Origin of the sequence: Asticcacaulis sp. AC466 (assembly GCF_000495815.1) — a bacterium.
Lineage (GTDB): Bacteria > Pseudomonadota > Alphaproteobacteria > Caulobacterales > Caulobacteraceae > Asticcacaulis.
Genome location: NZ_AWGE01000006.1, coordinates 61,970 through 78,855, shown reverse-complemented (window position 1 = coordinate 78,855; position 16,886 = coordinate 61,970). Strand labels below are relative to the sequence as shown.

At 60.3% G+C, this 16,886-nt stretch carries 15 protein-coding genes; 7 read left to right on the top strand and 8 right to left on the bottom strand.

Going from position 1 to position 16,886, the window contains the following annotated elements:
* The first annotated feature begins 20 nt into the window (after window positions 1–20).
* Complete coding sequence (locus AEAC466_RS29190; RefSeq protein ID WP_023457325.1) at window positions 21–989, top strand: glycosyltransferase family 2 protein; 969 nt, start codon at window positions 21–23, stop codon at window positions 987–989.
* Window positions 986–2,590: a glucose-6-phosphate isomerase gene (gene pgi, locus AEAC466_RS29185; protein ID WP_023457324.1), complete on the top strand. Its 1,605-nt coding sequence runs from the start codon at window positions 986–988 to the stop codon at window positions 2,588–2,590. The genes AEAC466_RS29190 and pgi overlap by 4 nt, the downstream gene beginning before the upstream one ends.
* Window positions 2,591–2,646: 56 nt before the next feature.
* On the opposite strand, the gene AEAC466_RS29180 is transcribed toward pgi, so the two are convergent.
* The 3 genes from AEAC466_RS29180 to AEAC466_RS29170 all read right to left on the bottom strand — a co-directional run bounded on the left by AEAC466_RS29180 (window position 2,647) and on the right by AEAC466_RS29170 (window position 4,866).
* Complete coding sequence (locus tag AEAC466_RS29180; protein ID WP_023457323.1) at window positions 2,647–3,165, bottom strand: FKBP-type peptidyl-prolyl cis-trans isomerase; 519 nt, start codon at window positions 3,163–3,165, stop codon at window positions 2,647–2,649.
* On the bottom strand, window positions 3,165–3,590 hold the full coding sequence (locus AEAC466_RS29175) for an FKBP-type peptidyl-prolyl cis-trans isomerase (RefSeq protein WP_023457322.1): 426 nt from the start codon (window positions 3,588–3,590) through the stop codon (window positions 3,165–3,167). The genes AEAC466_RS29180 and AEAC466_RS29175 overlap by 1 nt, the downstream gene beginning before the upstream one ends.
* A gap of 73 nt (window positions 3,591–3,663) precedes the next feature.
* Window positions 3,664–4,866, bottom strand: coding sequence for a threonine ammonia-lyase (locus tag AEAC466_RS29170; protein WP_023457321.1), 1,203 nt, complete (start codon window positions 4,864–4,866; stop codon window positions 3,664–3,666).
* Between the two features lie 241 nt (window positions 4,867–5,107).
* On the opposite strand from AEAC466_RS29170, the gene AEAC466_RS29165 reads away from it, so the two are divergent.
* Window positions 5,108–7,144 (top strand): NAD(+) synthase, encoded by a 2,037-nt coding sequence (locus AEAC466_RS29165; RefSeq protein WP_031238413.1) that lies wholly within the window; start codon window positions 5,108–5,110, stop codon window positions 7,142–7,144.
* A gap of 41 nt (window positions 7,145–7,185) precedes the next feature.
* Here AEAC466_RS29165 and AEAC466_RS29160 read toward each other — a convergent pair whose 3' ends face one another.
* Both AEAC466_RS29160 and AEAC466_RS29155 read right to left on the bottom strand, forming a co-directional pair.
* Window positions 7,186–7,617, bottom strand: a complete 432-nt coding sequence (locus AEAC466_RS29160) for a hypothetical protein (protein ID WP_031238412.1) — start codon at window positions 7,615–7,617, stop codon at window positions 7,186–7,188.
* Between the two features lie 84 nt (window positions 7,618–7,701).
* Window positions 7,702–8,622 (bottom strand): hydrogen peroxide-inducible genes activator, encoded by a 921-nt coding sequence (locus tag AEAC466_RS29155; RefSeq protein ID WP_023457318.1) that lies wholly within the window; start codon window positions 8,620–8,622, stop codon window positions 7,702–7,704.
* An 85-nt stretch (window positions 8,623–8,707) separates the two neighbouring features.
* On the opposite strand from AEAC466_RS29155, the gene AEAC466_RS29150 reads away from it, so the two are divergent.
* The 3 genes from AEAC466_RS29150 (at window position 8,708) to ahpF (ending at window position 11,603) form a co-directional block, all read left to right on the top strand.
* The gene (locus AEAC466_RS29150; RefSeq protein WP_031238411.1) at window positions 8,708–9,238 is read left to right on the top strand and encodes a carboxymuconolactone decarboxylase family protein; all 531 of its coding nucleotides are present in this window, start codon (window positions 8,708–8,710) and stop codon (window positions 9,236–9,238) included.
* A gap of 120 nt (window positions 9,239–9,358) precedes the next feature.
* Window positions 9,359–9,922, top strand: a complete 564-nt coding sequence (ahpC, locus tag AEAC466_RS29145; protein WP_023457316.1) for an alkyl hydroperoxide reductase subunit C — start codon at window positions 9,359–9,361, stop codon at window positions 9,920–9,922.
* A 97-nt stretch (window positions 9,923–10,019) separates the two neighbouring features.
* The gene (gene ahpF, locus AEAC466_RS29140; protein WP_031238410.1) at window positions 10,020–11,603 is read left to right on the top strand and encodes an alkyl hydroperoxide reductase subunit F; all 1,584 of its coding nucleotides are present in this window, start codon (window positions 10,020–10,022) and stop codon (window positions 11,601–11,603) included.
* 73 nt (window positions 11,604–11,676) lie between these two features.
* Here the strand turns inward: ahpF and AEAC466_RS29135 are convergent, their stop codons facing one another.
* The 3 genes from AEAC466_RS29135 to AEAC466_RS29125 form a co-directional block, all read right to left on the bottom strand.
* Complete coding sequence (locus tag AEAC466_RS29135) at window positions 11,677–12,624, bottom strand: TraB/GumN family protein (protein ID WP_023457314.1); 948 nt, start codon at window positions 12,622–12,624, stop codon at window positions 11,677–11,679.
* 72 nt (window positions 12,625–12,696) lie between these two features.
* Entirely contained in the window at window positions 12,697–13,698 is a 1,002-nt protein-coding gene (locus AEAC466_RS29130) for a TraB/GumN family protein (protein WP_023457313.1), read from the bottom strand.
* 2 nt (window positions 13,699–13,700) lie between these two features.
* A complete protein-coding gene (locus AEAC466_RS29125; RefSeq protein WP_023457312.1) occupies window positions 13,701–14,567 on the bottom strand; it encodes a glutamate racemase in 867 nt (288 codons plus the stop codon).
* Between the two features lie 161 nt (window positions 14,568–14,728).
* Between AEAC466_RS29125 and AEAC466_RS29120 the strand changes: the two genes are divergently transcribed.
* Window positions 14,729–16,843 (top strand): M3 family metallopeptidase, encoded by a 2,115-nt coding sequence (locus AEAC466_RS29120; protein ID WP_035429438.1) that lies wholly within the window; start codon window positions 14,729–14,731, stop codon window positions 16,841–16,843.
* Window positions 16,844–16,886 lie beyond the last annotated feature (43 nt).

Here is a 16,886-nt window from a genome sequence, read left to right as displayed (position 1 = left end):
GGCAGGGAGATTGGGACTTAATGTTCAGCCTCATTACGCTCAGTTATCGTTCTGCCGAAAACATCGATCGCTGCCTGGCCGCCCTGACGGCGCAGGATGCGCAAATCATCCATGCCGATAATTCGCCTGGCGATCTCGACATGGCCGCCCTTGCCGCGAAATATCCGTCGGTGCGCCAGATTGCCAACCCGATCAATCTCGGTTTTGCCGTCGGTATGAACCGCGCGGCCGCCGAAAGCACCGGCGAATGGATCGGGTTGATCAATCCCGACGCCTTCCTCGATGCCGGCTGGCTCGACGCCATGCGCGACGCCATTGCCGCTTATCCCGATGTTCGGCTGTTCACCTCGCTGCAACTGAATGATGACCGCCCCGACCGACTGGACGGCGCCGGAGATGCCTTGACCTTTTTCGGCTTTCCCTATCGCGCCGGCATTGGCCATACCCGTCCGGACGGACTAGAGATCGCCGAGGTTTTTGCCCCCTGCGGTGCGGCCATGCTGATCCATCGCGACCTGTGGGCGCAACTGGGCGGCTTCGACGAAGACTTCTTCTGCTATTGCGAGGATGCCGACCTGGGGTTCCGTGCCCGAATGGCCGGTGAGCGTTGCCTGCTTGTCCCCAACGCCATCGTTCGTCACGTCGGTTCGGCCAGTCTGGGCGTGCGGTCGGATTTCGCGCTCTATCACGGTTACCGCAACCGAATATGGCTATATCTCAAATCCATGCCGACGGGGCTTCTGATCGCCACCCTGCCCATACATATTGGTATGACCCTGGTGGGGGCGGTAAAAGACACGCTCAAAGGCAAGGGAGCATTGGTGTGTAGTGCCGTTGTGGACGCGTGGCAAGGCCTAAGACCAATTCTTGAACATAGAAAATTTATTCAAAAAACACGACAGCTAGGCTCTTTACGGCTGGCTAAAAGCTTGACATGGAACCCATTGAAAATCGTCACCCGCGATCTGGACCACAGGAGACTGAAATGACCCTCGATGCCCTGAAAACACAGGCCTATGCCGACGCCTCACTCAAGATCGTTGATCAATTCGCAGCAGACCCCGACCGTCTGGCGCGCATGAGCCTGGATGTTGCCGGCATTCATGTCGACCTGTCCAAGCAAAGCTGGTCGCGGGCCGGCTTCAACACCGCCATCGCCGCCATCGAAAACAGCGGTCTGGCCGCGGCGCGTGAGAAAATGTGGACCGGTCAGACGATCAATGTCTCCGAAGGCCGCGCCGTACTGCATGTCGCTCTACGCGATACCGACAGTGAAAATCAGCGCCTGCGCGGCGACGAAATCGCCACCGACGTCAAGACGGCGCGCGACGCCATGAAGGCCTATGCCGATGGCATTCGTGCCGGGCGCATTACCGGCGCAACAGGCAAGCCGTTCAAGACCATCATTCATGTCGGCATCGGCGGCTCCGACCTCGGTCCGCGTCTGGTCTTCCAGGGCCTGACGCCGCTTCAGCCGCAGATCGATATCCGCTTCGTCGCCAATGTCGATGGCTCTGAACTGGCCCTTGCACTGGCCGGCCTCGATCCGGCGGAAACCCTGGTCATCGCCGTCTCCAAGACCTTCACCACCCAGGAAACCCTGGCCAACTTCCTGGCCGCCCGCGACTGGCTGATCCAGGGCCTGGGTGAAGAGGCCGCCAAGGCCCATCTGGCGGCGGTATCTGCCGCACCCGACAAGACCGGCGCCTACGGCATTCCGGCCGATCGTGTCTTCGGGTTCAAGGACTGGGTTGGCGGCCGTTACTCCTTGTGGTCGGCGGTATCGCTGTCAGTCGTCATTGCGCTCGGCTACGACGTTTATCAGCGCCTGCTCGACGGCGCGCACGCCATGGACCAGCACTTCCTGACCGCGCCTATGGAAAAGAACGCGCCGGTCCTTCTGGCCGCAGCCCAGATCTATAACCGCATCGGGCTCGGCCGCACCAGCCGCGCGGTCATTCCCTATGTGCACCGGCTGCGCCGCCTCGCCGCCTTCCTGCAACAGCTAGAAATGGAATCGAACGGCAAGCGCACCTCGCCGACCGGAGATGTGCTCACGACGGCGACTTGTCCGGTGGTCTTCGGCGACGAAGGCACCAATGCGCAACATGCCTTCTTCCAGATGCTGCACCAGTCCGAGGATATCGTCCCGCTGGAGTTCATCGCCGCCGCTAAAAACAGCGAAGCCAGCCTGGACATGCAGCAAAAGCTGCTGTCGAACGTGATCGCCCAGGGCGAAGCCTTCATGGTCGGCAAGTCGATGGAGACCTCGGTCGAGGAATGCCGCAAGCTCGGTTTCGATGAGGCCAGAACGGCCCAGATCGCGCCGCAGAAGGTATGCCCGGGCAACAAGCCATCGACCCTGGTCCTGCTTGAGGAACTGACGCCGGAAACACTGGGCGCGCTTCTGGCCCTGTACGAGCACAAGACCTTTGTCGAAGGCATCGTCATGGGCCTGAACAGCTTCGACCAATGGGGCGTCGAACTGGGCAAGACGCTGGGGGTCAATGTGCTGAAAGACATCCAGGGCGCCGCCATCGCGCCGCACGATCCGTCCACCACCGCCCTGATCCAACGCATCAAGGGGTAAGACCTGAGGCTTAAGGGGATGGCGCGCGCATGGAACTGATACGTCGCGCCATCTCTTTAAGGGGCTATACCGAGCAATTGTATCCGGAAGACCAGAGCTGAATTTGGCGGGATGTCGCCCATGTCGCGTTCGCCATAACCGGACGAAGAGGGCGTATATAGGGTCACTTCGTCACCGACATGCAGCAAGGGAATAACCTCCTGCCACGCCGGCACCAGTTGCGCGAGAGGGAAGGTCGCCGGCTGATTGCGGGCATAGGACGAATCGAACACCTTGCCGTTAATCAGCTTGCCTTCATATTGGATGGTCACCTGGTCGCTTGGCTTCGGTTGCGGGCCGGGTTGCGGCGCGCGCGACACGATCTTGTACATCACGCCCGACGGCAGCTTGACGATGCCCGGCTGCTTGGCGATGTCGGCCAGATAGGCTTCGCCGTCCTTCAGGTTCTGGGCGGCGGCGGCATCGGCCGACGCCTGCATGGCCTCAAGTTGGGCCGAGGTCGAGCGGTCATTGCAGCCGGTCAAGGCCAGTGAAGCGGTCACCAGCGCCAGCGCCGCACATGTCAGGATACGCATTACTGGTTGATGCCCAGCAGTTGCACACGGAAGATCAGGGTCGAATTGGGCGGGATTTCTCCCAGATCGCGCTCGCCATAGGCCGAGGTCGGCGGCGTATAGAGGACGATCTCGTCCCCGACATGCATCAATGGAATGACCTGCTGCCAGGCGGAAATCAGACGGTTGAGCGGAAAGTTGGCCGGTTCGTTGCGAGCATAGGAGGAATCGAAAATCGACCCATCGAGCAACTTGCCTTCGTAATTGATGGTCACCTTGTCAGCGACGGTCGGCTGAGCGCCCGGTGTCGGCGATTTCGATACCGTCTTGTACATCACGCCCGACGGCAGGACGACGACGCCCGGCACCTTGGCCGTGTCGGCCAGGAAGGCCTGACCTTTTTGCAGATTTTGTTCCGAAACGGTTTGGGCGTTTGTCTTGTCCATGGCTTGTCCACACGCAGCTAAGAGGAAGGCGATTGCAAAGAGAGGGAGTTTTTTGGTCCACGTGCCAGACGTTTTAGTCCATCCGTAAGGCATATCCGGTGCTCCTGAGGGCTTCTGAAATTTCAAAGGCATGGCGCGGGCCTTGCGTCTCGACCATGATGTCGAATTCCGCTCCCTTGGCCGGCACATCCAGAACCAGGCGATTGTGCGCCACATCCACGATGTTGCCGCCCTTGTCGGCGATGACGTCGGCCATGCGCGACAGCATGCCGGGACGATCGTCACCCAAAATACGATAGGTGACAAGCCGCTTTTCGCGAACCAGTTCCCGTTGCAGCACCGAGGCCAAGAGGCGCAGGTCGATATTGCCGCCGCACAGAATCAGGCCGACATTGAGGCCTTCGAACCGCTCGGGGAAACGCATGACGGCGGCCAGGCCGGCGGCGCCCGCCCCTTCGGTCACCGTCTTTTCGATATTGGCCAGGGCCGCGATGCCGCGCTCGAAATCCGATTCGTCGATGACCAATATGTCGTCGACAAGCGGATTGGCCAGGGCGAAGGTCAGGTCGCCCACCGCCTTGACTGCTATGCCTTCGGCGATGGTCGATCCGCCCATGGGCAGGGGCATGTCGCGGCGGCGGGCCGTAAAGGACGGGAACATGGCCGCTTCGACGCCGATGACCTTGATCCATGGCTTGATGGCCTTGGCAGCAATTGCCGCACCGGCGATCAGGCCGCCGCCGCCGATCGGCACCAGAAGCACATCGAGTTCAGGCACATCCTGCAACATTTCGATAACCAGGGTGCCCTGGCCGGTCAGGACCTGTTCGTCATTGAACGGATGGACGTAGACGCCCCCTTTGTCGCTGCACAGTTTTTGCGCGATGGCGGAGGCTTCGTCATAATTGGCGCCGTCGATGACCACTTCGGCGCCGTAACCAAGCGTCTTTTCCACCTTCACGAACGGCGTACCGACCGGCATGACGATAGTAGCGGGAATGCCGAGGCGTTTGGCGTGATAGGCCAGCCCCTGCGCGTGATTACCGGCGGAGGCGGCAAAGACGCCGCGCTGTTTTTCGGCGTCGCTCAGTTGCAGCAGCTTGTTAAGCGCGCCTCGCTCCTTGAACGCCGAGGTATATTGCTGGTTTTCCGACTTAAGCCACAGCTTGGTGCGGTAAGCCGCGCTCAGGCGCTGGCTGAAGGTGCAGGGCGTGCGAACGACATGGCCCTTGATACGTTCGGCAGCCGCTTCGATGTCTTGGAAGGTTACGGTCATGATGGCCTCCCATATCAGAGGCGCGGGAGGCGCGCTTTTAAAAAATGGCGCGGGGAATAAAAAAGGCCTAACGCACCGCCGCCACCCATTGTTTCTATAGAAACGAAATAGGCGAATTTACACAGGCCATAAGCGCGAATTACGAAAAATGACGGCAAATTTTCATAGCTACGTCGTCATTATTTTGATTTAGCTACCCAAAAGACGTATCCTGATGCCAAACCCTGCCGGAGATGATGAAATGTCCATCGAAATGTCAGACTTCCTGTCACCGGCCGTTCACGGCTTTGTCCGCATCGCCTGCGTCACGCCAAAGGTACATATTGCTGATCCGCAAGCCAATCTGACCGAACATCTGGTTCTGGCCCGTCGCGCCGACGCGTCCGGGGCCGATCTGGTCGTCTTTCCGGAACTGTCGCTGTCGGCCTACGCCATAGACGACCTGTTTACCCAGGATATCCTGCTGCAATCGGTAAAGGGCGCACTCAGCGAACTGATCGCCACGTCCGGCGACATCCGTCCGGTGCTGGTGGTCGGCCTGCCGATGCGCATTCAGGGCGCCGTCTATAATTGCGCCGCCGTCATCCATCGCGGGCGGGCACTCGGCATCGTACCGAAAACCTTTTTGCCCAACTACCGTGAATATTACGAAAAACGCTGGTTCGCCTCTGCGGCAGACTTGCCGCCGACGCACATCGAACTGGCCGGACAGCCGGTCTATGTTGGCACGGACCAGATCTTCCGCGCGCTTGATTTCGAAGCCTTCACCTTCGGGGTCGAAGTGTGCGAAGACCTGTGGGTGCCGCAGACCCCATCGACGCCGCTGGCCCTGCACGGTGCCAATATCATCGTCAACCTGTCGGCATCCCCGGTCGTGGTCGGCAAATCGCGGGCGCGCAAACGCCTGTGTGCCGCTGCATCTGAGCGTCTGTTCTGTGCCTATGCCTATTCCGCCGCCGGACCGGGCGAATCGACCACCGACCTGGCCTGGGACGGCCAGTCGCTGATTTATGAACTCGGCGACCTGATCGCCGAAGGACCGCGCTTTACGTCCGATAGCGTCACCTTGGCCGATGTCGATGTCGATCGCATCGCCGCCGAACGGCTGCGTACCGTCACGTTCAATGACGCCCGCCGGACGGTGCCGTTCGACGTATCCGTCACCCTGTTCGATCACGAAACGCACGACCTGACCGATTTTCACAGGCAGGTCCCGCGCTTTCCCTATGTGCCGACGGATCGGGAACGTCTGGACGAAGACTGTTACGAAGCCTTCAACATCCAGGTCCATGGCCTCATGCAACGGCTGGAAACCAGCGGCACCCGCAACGTCGTAATCGGCATTTCCGGCGGCCTGGATTCGACCCATGCCGTCATTGTGGCTTGCAAGGCCTTCGACCGCCTCGGCATCCCGCGCGAAAACATTCACGGTTACACCATGCCAGGCTTTGGCACATCGACAGGCTCGAAGAACGATGCGCTGAGGCTAATGAAGGCGTTGGGCATCTCCTCGGAAGTGCTGGATATTCGTCCAGCGGCCAAACGCATGCTGCTCGATATCGGCCATCCCTATTCGCGCGGCGAAAAAGTATATGACGTCAATTTCGAGAACGTTCAGGCGGGCCTGCGCACCGACTTCCTGTTCCGCCTGGCCGGTGAAAAGCGAGGCTTCGTGGTCGGTACCGGCGACCTGTCGGAGCTGGCGCTGGGCTGGTGCACCTATGGCGTCGGCGACCATATGAGCCACTACAATGTCAATTGCGGCGCACCCAAGACCCTGATCCAGCACCTGATCCGCTGGGCGGCACACCGTGAATTCGACCCCAGGACAGGCCGCATCCTGCAATCGGTTCTGGAGCGCGAAATCTCACCGGAGCTTATTCCTATTGATGCCGGCGCCATTCAGAGAACCGAAGACAAGGTCGGTCCCTACGAATTGCAGGACTTCAATCTCTATTACATCACCCGCTACGGGCTTAAGCCGTCCAAGGTTGCTTTTCTCAGTTACCATGCCTGGCGCGATGCCGCCGGCGGCGAATGGCCGCAGGATTTCCCTGTGCACAAGCGGCGCAGCTATGCGCTTGCGGACATCAAGGCATGGCTGTCGGTTTTCCTGACCCGCTTCTTCTCTATGTCTCAGTTTAAGCGGTCTGCCGTGCCCAATGGGCCAAAGCTGATTTCGGGCGGTGCGCTTTCCCCGCGCGGTGACTGGCGCATGCCGTCGGACGCCAATGCCCGCATCTGGCTGGACGAATTGAACCGGAACGTACCGGACTAATACCCGTTCGAGGATGAAATCCGAAGGCGCAGCCCGGCGCTCTAATTGACCCGCGACGCCGTGCCTTCAAAGGGGCAGGACAGGCCATGATAGGCGGTGCAAATGCCCGTTTCACTGACCGTGACCTTGCCGCCATCGCGGACAATACGGATGGTGCAGACCGTCTTGTCGTCCGGTTTCAGGACCACGCGAAGCTCCGTCGCCGACACGTCGCGAGCCGGTTCCCCGCCGGCCAATCCGACATCGCCATCGCAGTCTGTCTCGGCTTCGACCAGCACGACCTTGTGCGTGCCGGAGCCGCCGCTGATACGAACCATCAGCTCGCCTTCATAATTGCCCGGCCAGGGATCGACCACCGGCGGCGGCGGCGTGGCGGAAACGGACGTCTCTTCCGCCTCAGGCGCCGGCTTCGAGCAGGCGGCCAGAAGCGGCAGCCCCAACACCACACAACCAAGCCACAGGACGCGTTTCATGCGGTCGATCACTCTCGGATTCAATGAGGCAGCCAGAACCCTGACCACTTAAGACTTTAGCGAGTCGGCCAGAAGTCTGGCCACTTAGGACTTTAGAGACTCGGCCAGAAGTCTGGCCTCTGGTGCGCGGCTCGAGCCCGCCCGCCACACGACCACAATATCGCGGAAGGCGTGGTCCGACGCAAGGGGCCGCACGCTGACATCGGCCGCCTTGACCAGACCGGATTCGACCGCCATGGCCGGGACCAATGACACGCCCAGACCCGAACCGACCATCTGGACCAGGGTATTCAGCGAGGTCGCCGCGAAGCCGCCACCGTGGTTGGCCGTATAGGTGCTCAGGTTTTCCGACGTGCCGGTCGGAGAGGTCCAGGAACAGGCGGCCAGGGCGTGATCGCGCAGGCAATGCCCGTCTTCGAGCAGAATCAGCTCCTCGCCCTTTAAATCCTCCGGCGAAATCCGGTCATTGATGGCAAGCCGATGATTGCTCGGCGTGGCCGCCAGGATTTCGTCCTTGAGAATAAAGGCGCTGTCGAGTCCCGACAGGTCATACGGCAGTGCGATCACGGCCGCATCGAGCGCGCCCGACTTTAGCGACGCGATCAGGCGCGAGGTTTGGTCTTCGCGCAGGAAGAGGCGCAAATCGGGAAAGTCGCGACGCAGCTTGAGCAGGGTCTTGGGCAGGAGAAATGGGGCGATGGTGGGAATGACGCCAAGCCGGAACCGCCCGGTCAACGGCCGGTTGGCGCCGCGCGCGGCTTCTACCAGGTCTTCCGTACGCGCCAGGATATCCTCGGACCGCTTCAGGGTCTCCTCGCCGACGGCGGTCAGAATGACCTGGCCGCGTGACCGATCGACCAGCCGCGTCCCCAGGTTTTTTTCCAGTTCGGCGATACCCGACGACAGGGCCGGCTGCGACACGAAGGCCGCCTCGGCCGCGCCGTTGAAGCTTTTATGTTCAGCCAGAAGTTTTAGATATTGCAATTGTCGCAGGGTCGGAAGCATGGAACACTTTCACGGAATACACTGGCGTTTTATAAATCAAATTTATCAAAATGTCAAAATGAATAGATTTTATTGAGAGATGCCCATGTCCATCGACGCCCTTCGCCAAATGATCCCCGCCTACGGACGCGACCTGGCGTTGAACCTGGATAATCTGCTGGCCGAAACCTTGCTCAGCGATCAGCAAAAATGGGGCACCTTCCTGGCCTGCGCCCATGCGGTGGGTGTCGCGCCTGTGCTCGCCCATCTGGAAGCCGCCGCCGCGCAGGTCATTTCGCCCGAGGCCATAACCGCTGCCAAGGCCGCCTCCGCCATCATGGGCATGAACAATGTCTACTTCCGCGCCCTGCACCTGATGCATAACAAGGAATATGAGACGATGCGCTCAGGGCTGCGCATGAACATCCTGACTAACCCCGGCGTCGATAAGGTCGATTTTGAGCTATGGTCATTGGCCGTATCGGCCGTCAACGGCTGCGGCCTGTGCATGGACAGTCACGAAAAAGTCTTGCGCAGCCATGGGGTCGGCGCGATTCAGTGTCAGGCGGCGCTGCGGATCGGCGCCGTTGTCAACGCCATATCCGCCGTCGTGCGCGCCGAGGCGGCGACGCTTTAAGCGTTATAAATAAAATCTATTCAAAAATAAAATAAAACAAATTTGCTCTATGGTGTTTTTTTTGCGATTGTCCGCTCGTTCCGCTTAACCCGGTTCAACTCAATTCAAGGAAAGCCCCCAATGGCCCTCATCAACACCACCATCAAGCCGTTCAAAGCCACCGGTTACAAGCAAGGCAAGTTTGTCGACGTCAGCGACGCCGACCTGAAGGGCAAGTGGTCGATCTTCTTCTTCTATCCAGCCGACTTCACCTTTGTGTGCCCGACCGAACTGGAAGACCTGGCCGACAACTACGACACCTTCCAGAAGATGGGCGTCGAGATCTACAGCGTTTCGACCGACACGCACTTCTCGCACAAGGCCTGGGCCGACACGTCGCCGGCCATCGGCAAGATCAAGTACACCATGCTGGGCGACCCGTCGGGCCAGATCACCAACAACTTCGAAGTCATGCGTGAAGGCATCGGCCTGGCTGATCGCGGCACCTTCCTGGTCGATCCGGACGGCGTGATCCAGTTCACCGAAGTCACTGCAGAAGGCATCGGCCGCAACGCCGCCGAACTGCTGCGCAAGGTCAAGGCCGCGCAATACGTCGCGTCTCACCCCGGCGAAGTCTGCCCGGCCAAGTGGGAAGAAGGCGAAAAGACCCTGGCGCCTTCGCTCGACCTCGTCGGCAAGATCTAAACCTCAAGGCTTCGCCACCGTGCGTCGCCAACAGGCTGCGCGCGGTGGCGACCTGCTGCCCGCGCGCCTGGCCCCCATTTCATTTCGGAGTAAAATCATGTTGGACGACGGCCTGAAGGCACAGTTGAAGGGTTATCTGGAAAACCTTCGCACCCCCATCGAACTGATCGCCTCGATCGATGACAGCGCCAAGTCGCGCGAACTGGTCGAGTTGCTGAACGATATCGTCGCCGCGTCGGACAAGGTCTCGCTTAAGACCAACGGCGCCGATGCCCGCAAGCCGTCCTTTGCCATCGTCCGTCCGGGCAGCGACATCAGCGTCATATTCGCCGGCCTGCCCATGGGACACGAATTCACCTCACTGGTGCTTGCCCTGCTTCAGGTTGGCGGCCATCCGCCCCGTGTCGAGGTGGACGTCATCGACCAAGTGAAGGCGCTGGAAATCGACGGCGAGCTGCGCTTTGAAACCTATTTCTCCCTGACCTGCCAGAACTGTCCCGACGTGGTGCAGGCCCTGAACCTGATGAGCGTGCTCAATCCGAAGATCAAGCATGTCGCCATTGACGGCGCCCTGTTCCAGGCCGAAGTCGAAGCGCGCCAGATCATGGCCGTGCCAACCGTCCTGTTGAACGGCGAAGCCTTCTCGCAAGGCCGCATGGGACTGGAAGAAATTCTGGCCAAGATCGATACCGGCGCGCATCAACGCGAAGCCGCGAAGATCAATGCCAAGTCGGAATTCGACGTGCTGGTTGTCGGCGGTGGCCCGGCGGGCGCTTCGGCCGCCATCTATGCGGCACGAAAGGGCATTCGCACCGGCGTCGTGGCCGAGCGGTTCGGCGGCCAGGTGCTCGATACAATGGCGATCGAGAATTTCATCTCCGTCTCCCACACCGAGGGTCCGAAACTGGCCGCGTCGCTGGAACAGCACGTCAAGGAATATGATGTCGATATCATGAACCTACAACGCGCCACGGCCCTGATCCCGGCCGCCCTGCCCGGCGGTCTGACCGAAATCAAGCTGGCGTCCGGCGCCTCGGTCAAGGCCCGCACGGTCATCCTGTCGACCGGCGCGCGCTGGCGCCAGATGGGCGTGCCCGGCGAAGAAGAATACCGCAATAAGGGCGTGGCCTATTGCCCGCACTGCGACGGTCCGTTGTTCAAGGGCAAGCGCGTTTCGGTGATCGGCGGCGGCAATTCCGGCGTCGAGGCGGCCATCGATCTGGCCGGCATCGTAGCCCAGGTCACCTTGCTGGAATTCGCCCCGGAACTGCGCGCCGATGCCGTCCTGCAACGCAAGCTGTTCAGCCTGCCGAACGTCACGGTCATCCTCAACGCAGCGACGACCGAAGTACATGGCGACGGCGCCAAGGTTACAGCCCTCAGCTACAAGGACCGTATCCACGACATTGAGCATCGCATCGAACTGGAAGGCATCTTCGTGCAGATCGGCCTTCTGCCCAATACCGAATGGCTGAAGGGCACGATCGCCCTGTCGCCGCGCGGTGAGATCGAGATCAATGCGCGCGGGGAAACCTCGGTGCCGGGCGTCTTCGCCGCCGGTGACGCCACCACCGTGCCGTACAAGCAGATCGTCATCGCCATGGGTGAAGGGTCAAAGGCAGCCCTGTCGGCCTTCGATCATCTGATCCGGGTCACGGCCCCAGCCGATATAGCGGCCTGAACCGGAAAAGGGCATTATGGAAGGCCGGAGGCTATGCTTCCGGCCTTTTTTCGCGGCCTTTTTTTCGGCCTGTTCAATCCTGGGGCGCCGATACGTTGTAGCCCATGCCGCGAAGCCGATCCAGAATGCCGCCCTTGCGCAGCAAAAGCCCCAGCGGTAAAACGGCGACCGTCTTGCCGGGCTTGGCCAGGGCCGCCGACACGGCGGTGACCGAATCCCCGACACCGCGATCCATTATGCCCGCCGACTGCGAAGACCCCGACAGGCACTTGATCAAGGCCGATCCCTGATAATTGGTGCGCACCGTCGCGATATCACCGACCGCCCAGGCGCGGGCCGCCAACGGCGCACGGTCGATATCGAAGTCGATATCATCCAGTGTATAGACCAGACAGGCTTCGCTGCTGTCTTCGTTCATCGCGTTGACCGCCTTGAACATGGGACCAATATCATAGCGGCCGGCCGCCTTAACCGGCACGCCGGCGGAGCGGGCCAGCTGCCGAATCGTGGCAACGGGTTCGTCGTCGCTCAAGCCATATTTTTGCAAGATTTCGCGGCGCAGACGCGCCCCTGCCCATATCGGCTTGTCGCGCGCAAAGTCCTTGATGGACACGCCCGCGCGCCTTGCCGTCCGTTCATAGCGGTCATAAAGCGCCGGCGGCAGACTGTCCTTCAGCGTGCCGCGATCCGGCAGCCCCTTCTTCGACATCATCATCCACATATCGCCCAGGCCAATACTGCTGGCCGGCGGGGTGATCAGGCGATTGGCGCCGCGCAGGGCGTTTTCGATCCGCTGCGTGCTCCATTTCTGCTTTTTCGGAAATACCGGCAGGATGCCGAGTATGATGACCTGGCTATCGCCGTCGCTGATGCGCCATAAGGCCGGACCGACGGCCGCCTTGCCGCGCACCACAACTTCCGTTTCCGACCAGGTTTCCTGCGCCGCTGACACTGTGGCAATCGAGGCCGTGATGATCGAGGCTATGAGAAGGACCAGGGCAAACAACAGGCGCTTGAACATCAAAAGTCTCCGGATACGCGGCGTCAGACTACAACGCTTTTGTGACCGTTTTACCGTTTACTCGACCTACCGTTACTCGACAGGCGAGCTGACTTCCACACCTTGCGCACGCAGGCGATCCAGTACCCCGTCCTTGCGCAGCAGGTCGCTGAAAGGGACCACAGCCAGGCTCTTGCCCGGCTTGGCCAGTGCCTCACCGATACTGCTCACCATACCACCGATGAACAGCGCATCATATTGCTCACGCCAGCCCGGCGTCGTCAGGTTGCATGTCAGCATCGCTGAGTCGCGATAACTGGCCAGCGCCGTTTTGACATCCCCCTCCGACCACGCGCGCGTCATGCCAGGCAGGCTTTTCAAATTGTCTATGCCGTCGAGGAAGATGGTCAGGCAGGCTTCATTACCCTTGGCGTCAAGCAGCAGCCACTGATCAGACAACAGGTCGGCATTAACCGTATAGGCTATCTTTGTGCGCGCCCCGGCGGCATCGGCCAGGGCCATGACCTGACGCGTCATGTCGTAGCGGCGAATGCCCCTGGCTTTAAGCACATCCTCGAACAATTCCATGCCCGCACGCATGGGGCGGTCAAGTATGTAATCGGCGGCTCGAAGTCCGGGTTCGTGCGCGACCGCGGCCTTGAAACGGGCATAGGTCTTCGGCGCCACCACGTCTTCCAGATGCGTGCCGTAAGGCAGTTCCGAACCCGCCAGCCAGCGCTTGTCGGCCTGGCTGCTGCCGCGCGAAAAGCCCGGCACGATGACGAAGTTGACGCCCTTCAGGATGCGCTTCAATCGCGTCTGATCCCATTGCAGATCCTGGGGCGTTTCAACCGGAACGCCCATTACCCACACGGTGGCGTCGCCGCGCTTGAGTTTCCACATGGCCGGGCCGGACACCTTGGCGCGCACCACCACCTCGGTCACATCCGACCATTCCTGCCCCGATGCGCCCTCGCTGGCTTGAGAAGGAACGGATTGAACGGCGGGCGACGGCGCAGCGCGTTTCGTTGCCGCCTCGGCTCCGGATGCTCCCACTAGGCAAAGGAGCGAAAAGAGTGCCGCACGCGCCTTCATAACTAGCCCGGAAACTCTTGGAGGGTTTCGAAGCTGAGCGGTCCGCCCCAGAAGGCCTCGGCCAGGGCGGACTGGGATTTAAGCGCGCCCGTGGTCAGGAAGGCACGGCGTCCGCTATCGCCGATATTATATTCGGGATGGCGGCCGATATAGTCGGCCAAAGCCTTGGCGACCGGCTCCGGCTGGTGGATGAGCGGCGTTCCAGCCGGCAGATGTTCGCGAAACAGGTCAGCGACGATCTCGTAATGGGTGCAGCCCAGTATGGCGCGGTCGGGGTAGCGCCCTATCCGGATTTTCAGGCTGTCGACATGGCCCTTGATCTTGGCCGACAATTGCGCGCGCTCGGCCCCCTGCTCGATCATGTCAGCCAGCCCGGAACAGGCTTCGGTAAAGACCGCGAGATCCTGGCGGCGCTTGTCGATTTCGATTTCGTAGACGCGCGACCGGGCGGTAGCAACCGTGGAAAAGACGCCGATGACGTCCAGCTTTTCAATCTTGGGACCGCGACGCTCCGCCTCATGTTCCCAGGGTAGGCCCGTGGCGGCTTCGATGGTCGGGACAATGATGCCCAGCACATTGACCGGGCGCTTATACGTCTTGCGAAACTGGGCCAGCCAGCTTGATTGCAGGCGGCGCAGCGCCACGGCCGAAGCGGTATTGCAGGCCAGGACCACCAGCGACGCACCGGCGTCGAACAGGGTTTCGCAGCCCAGTCGCGTCAGTTCGACGATTTCCTCTCCCGAACGGTCACCGTATGGCGTATGCTTTTGGTCGGCCAGATAGACAAAATCGGCCCGGGGCAACCTGTCGACGAGCGCGCGATGAATGCTCAACCCGCCGATCCCCGAGTCAAAAACGCCTATGGCCATGAAATGGTATCCTATATTACTAAAACTTAATTTGGCCGCATCTCATCGGCCTTATAACTTCACTCGATACGCCTTTTGCGGCCAGCCGTAAACAGGCTTAAAGATAACAAAATAGTCAAAGTAAACAAACGCGTACCCGAAGGGACACCCGCATGTCGAATATGAACCGCCGCACCGCACTGGGCCTGATGGCCGGGGCCAGTACTGTTGCGTTTGCCGCGCCCGTTTTTGCACAGGGCGGCGGCGCGATCGCGTCTGCCTATCTGACCCAGCCGTGGAGCGGTCCCTATGGCGGCGTGCCGCCCTTCGACAAGGTAAAGATCGCCGATTTCGAACCGGCAACCCTGGCCGCCATGGACGACATGCGCGCCGAGATCCGCGCCATCACCATGAAGCGTTCGGCGCCGACCTTCCAGAGCATTATCGAGGCCTTCGAACTCTCAGGCCAGGCCTATGACCGCGTCGGATCGGTTTACAGCGTCTGGGATTCCAACCTGTCGACCGATGACTTCCAGGCCGTGTCTGCCAAACTGTCACCTGTCAAGGCCGCATTCGGCGATGAGATCAAGCAGAACCCCGACCTGTTTCAACGCATCGAAGCCGTCTACAACCAGCGTGACACACTGAAGCTCAACCCGCAGCAGGACCGCCTTCTGTGGAAAAAGTACAAAAGTTTCGTCCGCGCCGGCGCCAAACTGACCCCCGAGCAGAAAAAGGAAGTGGCCGACATCAACCAGCAACTGGCCACCCTGTTCGACGCCTTCTCCAAAAACCTGAAGCACGACGAAGCGCAAGCGACCTTCATCACCAAGGACGATCTGGCGGGTCTGCCCGAAAACTTCATCGCCGCCCTGGCCGCCAAGGCGAAGGATCTGGGCAAGGACGGGCTATACGCCGTACAGAATACCCGTTCAGCCATGGAGCCCTTCACCACCTATTCGACACGCCGTGACCTGCGTGAAAAAATCTGGCGCGCCTATGTCATGCGCGGCGACAATAACGATCAGTGGGACAACAAGGCGATCGGGGCGAAAATACTCAAGCTGCGCGCCCGCCGCGCCAAGCTCTATGGCTACCCGACCCATGCGCACTGGCGCCTGGAAATCGCCATGGCCAAGACGCCGGAAAACGCCATGAACCTGATGGAAGCCGTCTGGGGCCCCGCCGTCAATCGTGTCCACGAAGAAGTGGCCGACATGCAAAAGATCGCCGATTCCGAAGGGGCCAATATTACGATCGCGCCATGGGATTACCGCTTCTATGCCGAGAAGGTGAAGAAGGCGAAATACGATCTCGATGAGTCGGAAATTAAGCCGTACCTGCAACTCGACAAGATTCAAGACGCCATGTTCTGGTGCGCCAACAAGATGTACGGGTTTGAGTTCATCAAAATCACCGACGTCCCTGTCTTCCATCCCGATGTCACCACCTATAAGGTCATGCGGGCCGGCAAGCAGGTCGGCGTCTGGTATTACGACCCCTATGCCCGCGAAGGCAAATCATCGGGCGCGTGGGAAACCGAATACCAGTCGCAGTCCGGGATGCTCAAACACATCTGCATCTGCTCCAACAACTGCAACTTCATCAAGGCGCAGCCAGGCCAGCCCATCCTGATTTCGTGGGACGATGCCGAAACCATGTTCCATGAATTCGGCCACGCCATACACGCCCTGTCGTCAAACGCCTGGTATCCGTCGCAGGCCGGCACCAATACCGCGACCGATTTTGTCGAGTTCCCGTCGCAGCTCAACGAACACTGGCTGCCCCTGCCAGTCGTGCTCAACCAGTTCGCCATCCACTACGAAACCGGCAAGCCGATGCCGAAAGAGTTACAGGAAAAGCTGGTCCGGTCGTCGAAGTTCAACCAGGGCTTTGCCACGGTCGAATACCTGGCCTGCGCCCTGATCGATATGAAGTATCACCTGGCCGGTGAAGCCGACATCGATATCGACGCCTTCGAAAAGACCGAACTGACCAAGCTGAACATGCCGAAGGAAATCGTCATGCGTCACCGCCCGACCCAGTTCGCGCACATCTTCTCATCGGACGACTATTCGGCCGGCTATTACAGCTATCTGTGGTCGGATGCCCTGGTCGCCGACGCCTATGAAAAGTTCATGAAGGAAGGCGGCCCGTTCGAGGGACCGACGGCGAAGAATTATTTCGACCATATCCTCAGCGTCGGTGACACCATTCCGCAGGACGTCGCCTATCGCAACTTCCTCGGCCGCGACGTCAATCGCGACGCCCTGATGCGTCAGCGCGGTTTCGCCTAAGCGTCAGCGCCACTCCGATTCAGGCGTTCGAAGGTCAGCCTCC

Bases quoted from the DNA above. Each gene is read 5' to 3' on its own strand.
- AEAC466_RS29190 (WP_023457325.1), top strand. From the start codon at position 21: ATGTTCAGCCTCATTACGCTCAGTTATCGTTCTGCCGAAAACATCGAT.
- pgi (WP_023457324.1), top strand. From the start codon at position 986: ATGACCCTCGATGCCCTGAAAACACAGGCCTATGCCGACGCCTCACTC.
- AEAC466_RS29180 (WP_023457323.1), bottom strand. From the start codon at position 3,165: ATGCGTATCCTGACATGTGCGGCGCTGGCGCTGGTGACCGCTTCACTG.
- AEAC466_RS29175 (WP_023457322.1), bottom strand. From the start codon at position 3,590: ATGGACAAGACAAACGCCCAAACCGTTTCGGAACAAAATCTGCAAAAA.
- AEAC466_RS29170 (WP_023457321.1), bottom strand. From the start codon at position 4,866: ATGACCGTAACCTTCCAAGACATCGAAGCGGCTGCCGAACGTATCAAG.
- AEAC466_RS29165 (WP_031238413.1), top strand. From the start codon at position 5,108: ATGTCCATCGAAATGTCAGACTTCCTGTCACCGGCCGTTCACGGCTTT.
- AEAC466_RS29160 (WP_031238412.1), bottom strand. From the start codon at position 7,617: ATGAAACGCGTCCTGTGGCTTGGTTGTGTGGTGTTGGGGCTGCCGCTT.
- AEAC466_RS29155 (WP_023457318.1), bottom strand. From the start codon at position 8,622: ATGCTTCCGACCCTGCGACAATTGCAATATCTAAAACTTCTGGCTGAA.
- AEAC466_RS29150 (WP_031238411.1), top strand. From the start codon at position 8,708: ATGTCCATCGACGCCCTTCGCCAAATGATCCCCGCCTACGGACGCGAC.
- ahpC (WP_023457316.1), top strand. From the start codon at position 9,359: ATGGCCCTCATCAACACCACCATCAAGCCGTTCAAAGCCACCGGTTAC.
- ahpF (WP_031238410.1), top strand. From the start codon at position 10,020: ATGTTGGACGACGGCCTGAAGGCACAGTTGAAGGGTTATCTGGAAAAC.
- AEAC466_RS29135 (WP_023457314.1), bottom strand. From the start codon at position 12,624: ATGTTCAAGCGCCTGTTGTTTGCCCTGGTCCTTCTCATAGCCTCGATC.
- AEAC466_RS29130 (WP_023457313.1), bottom strand. From the start codon at position 13,698: ATGAAGGCGCGTGCGGCACTCTTTTCGCTCCTTTGCCTAGTGGGAGCA.
- AEAC466_RS29125 (WP_023457312.1), bottom strand. From the start codon at position 14,567: ATGGCCATAGGCGTTTTTGACTCGGGGATCGGCGGGTTGAGCATTCAT.
- AEAC466_RS29120 (WP_035429438.1), top strand. From the start codon at position 14,729: ATGAACCGCCGCACCGCACTGGGCCTGATGGCCGGGGCCAGTACTGTT.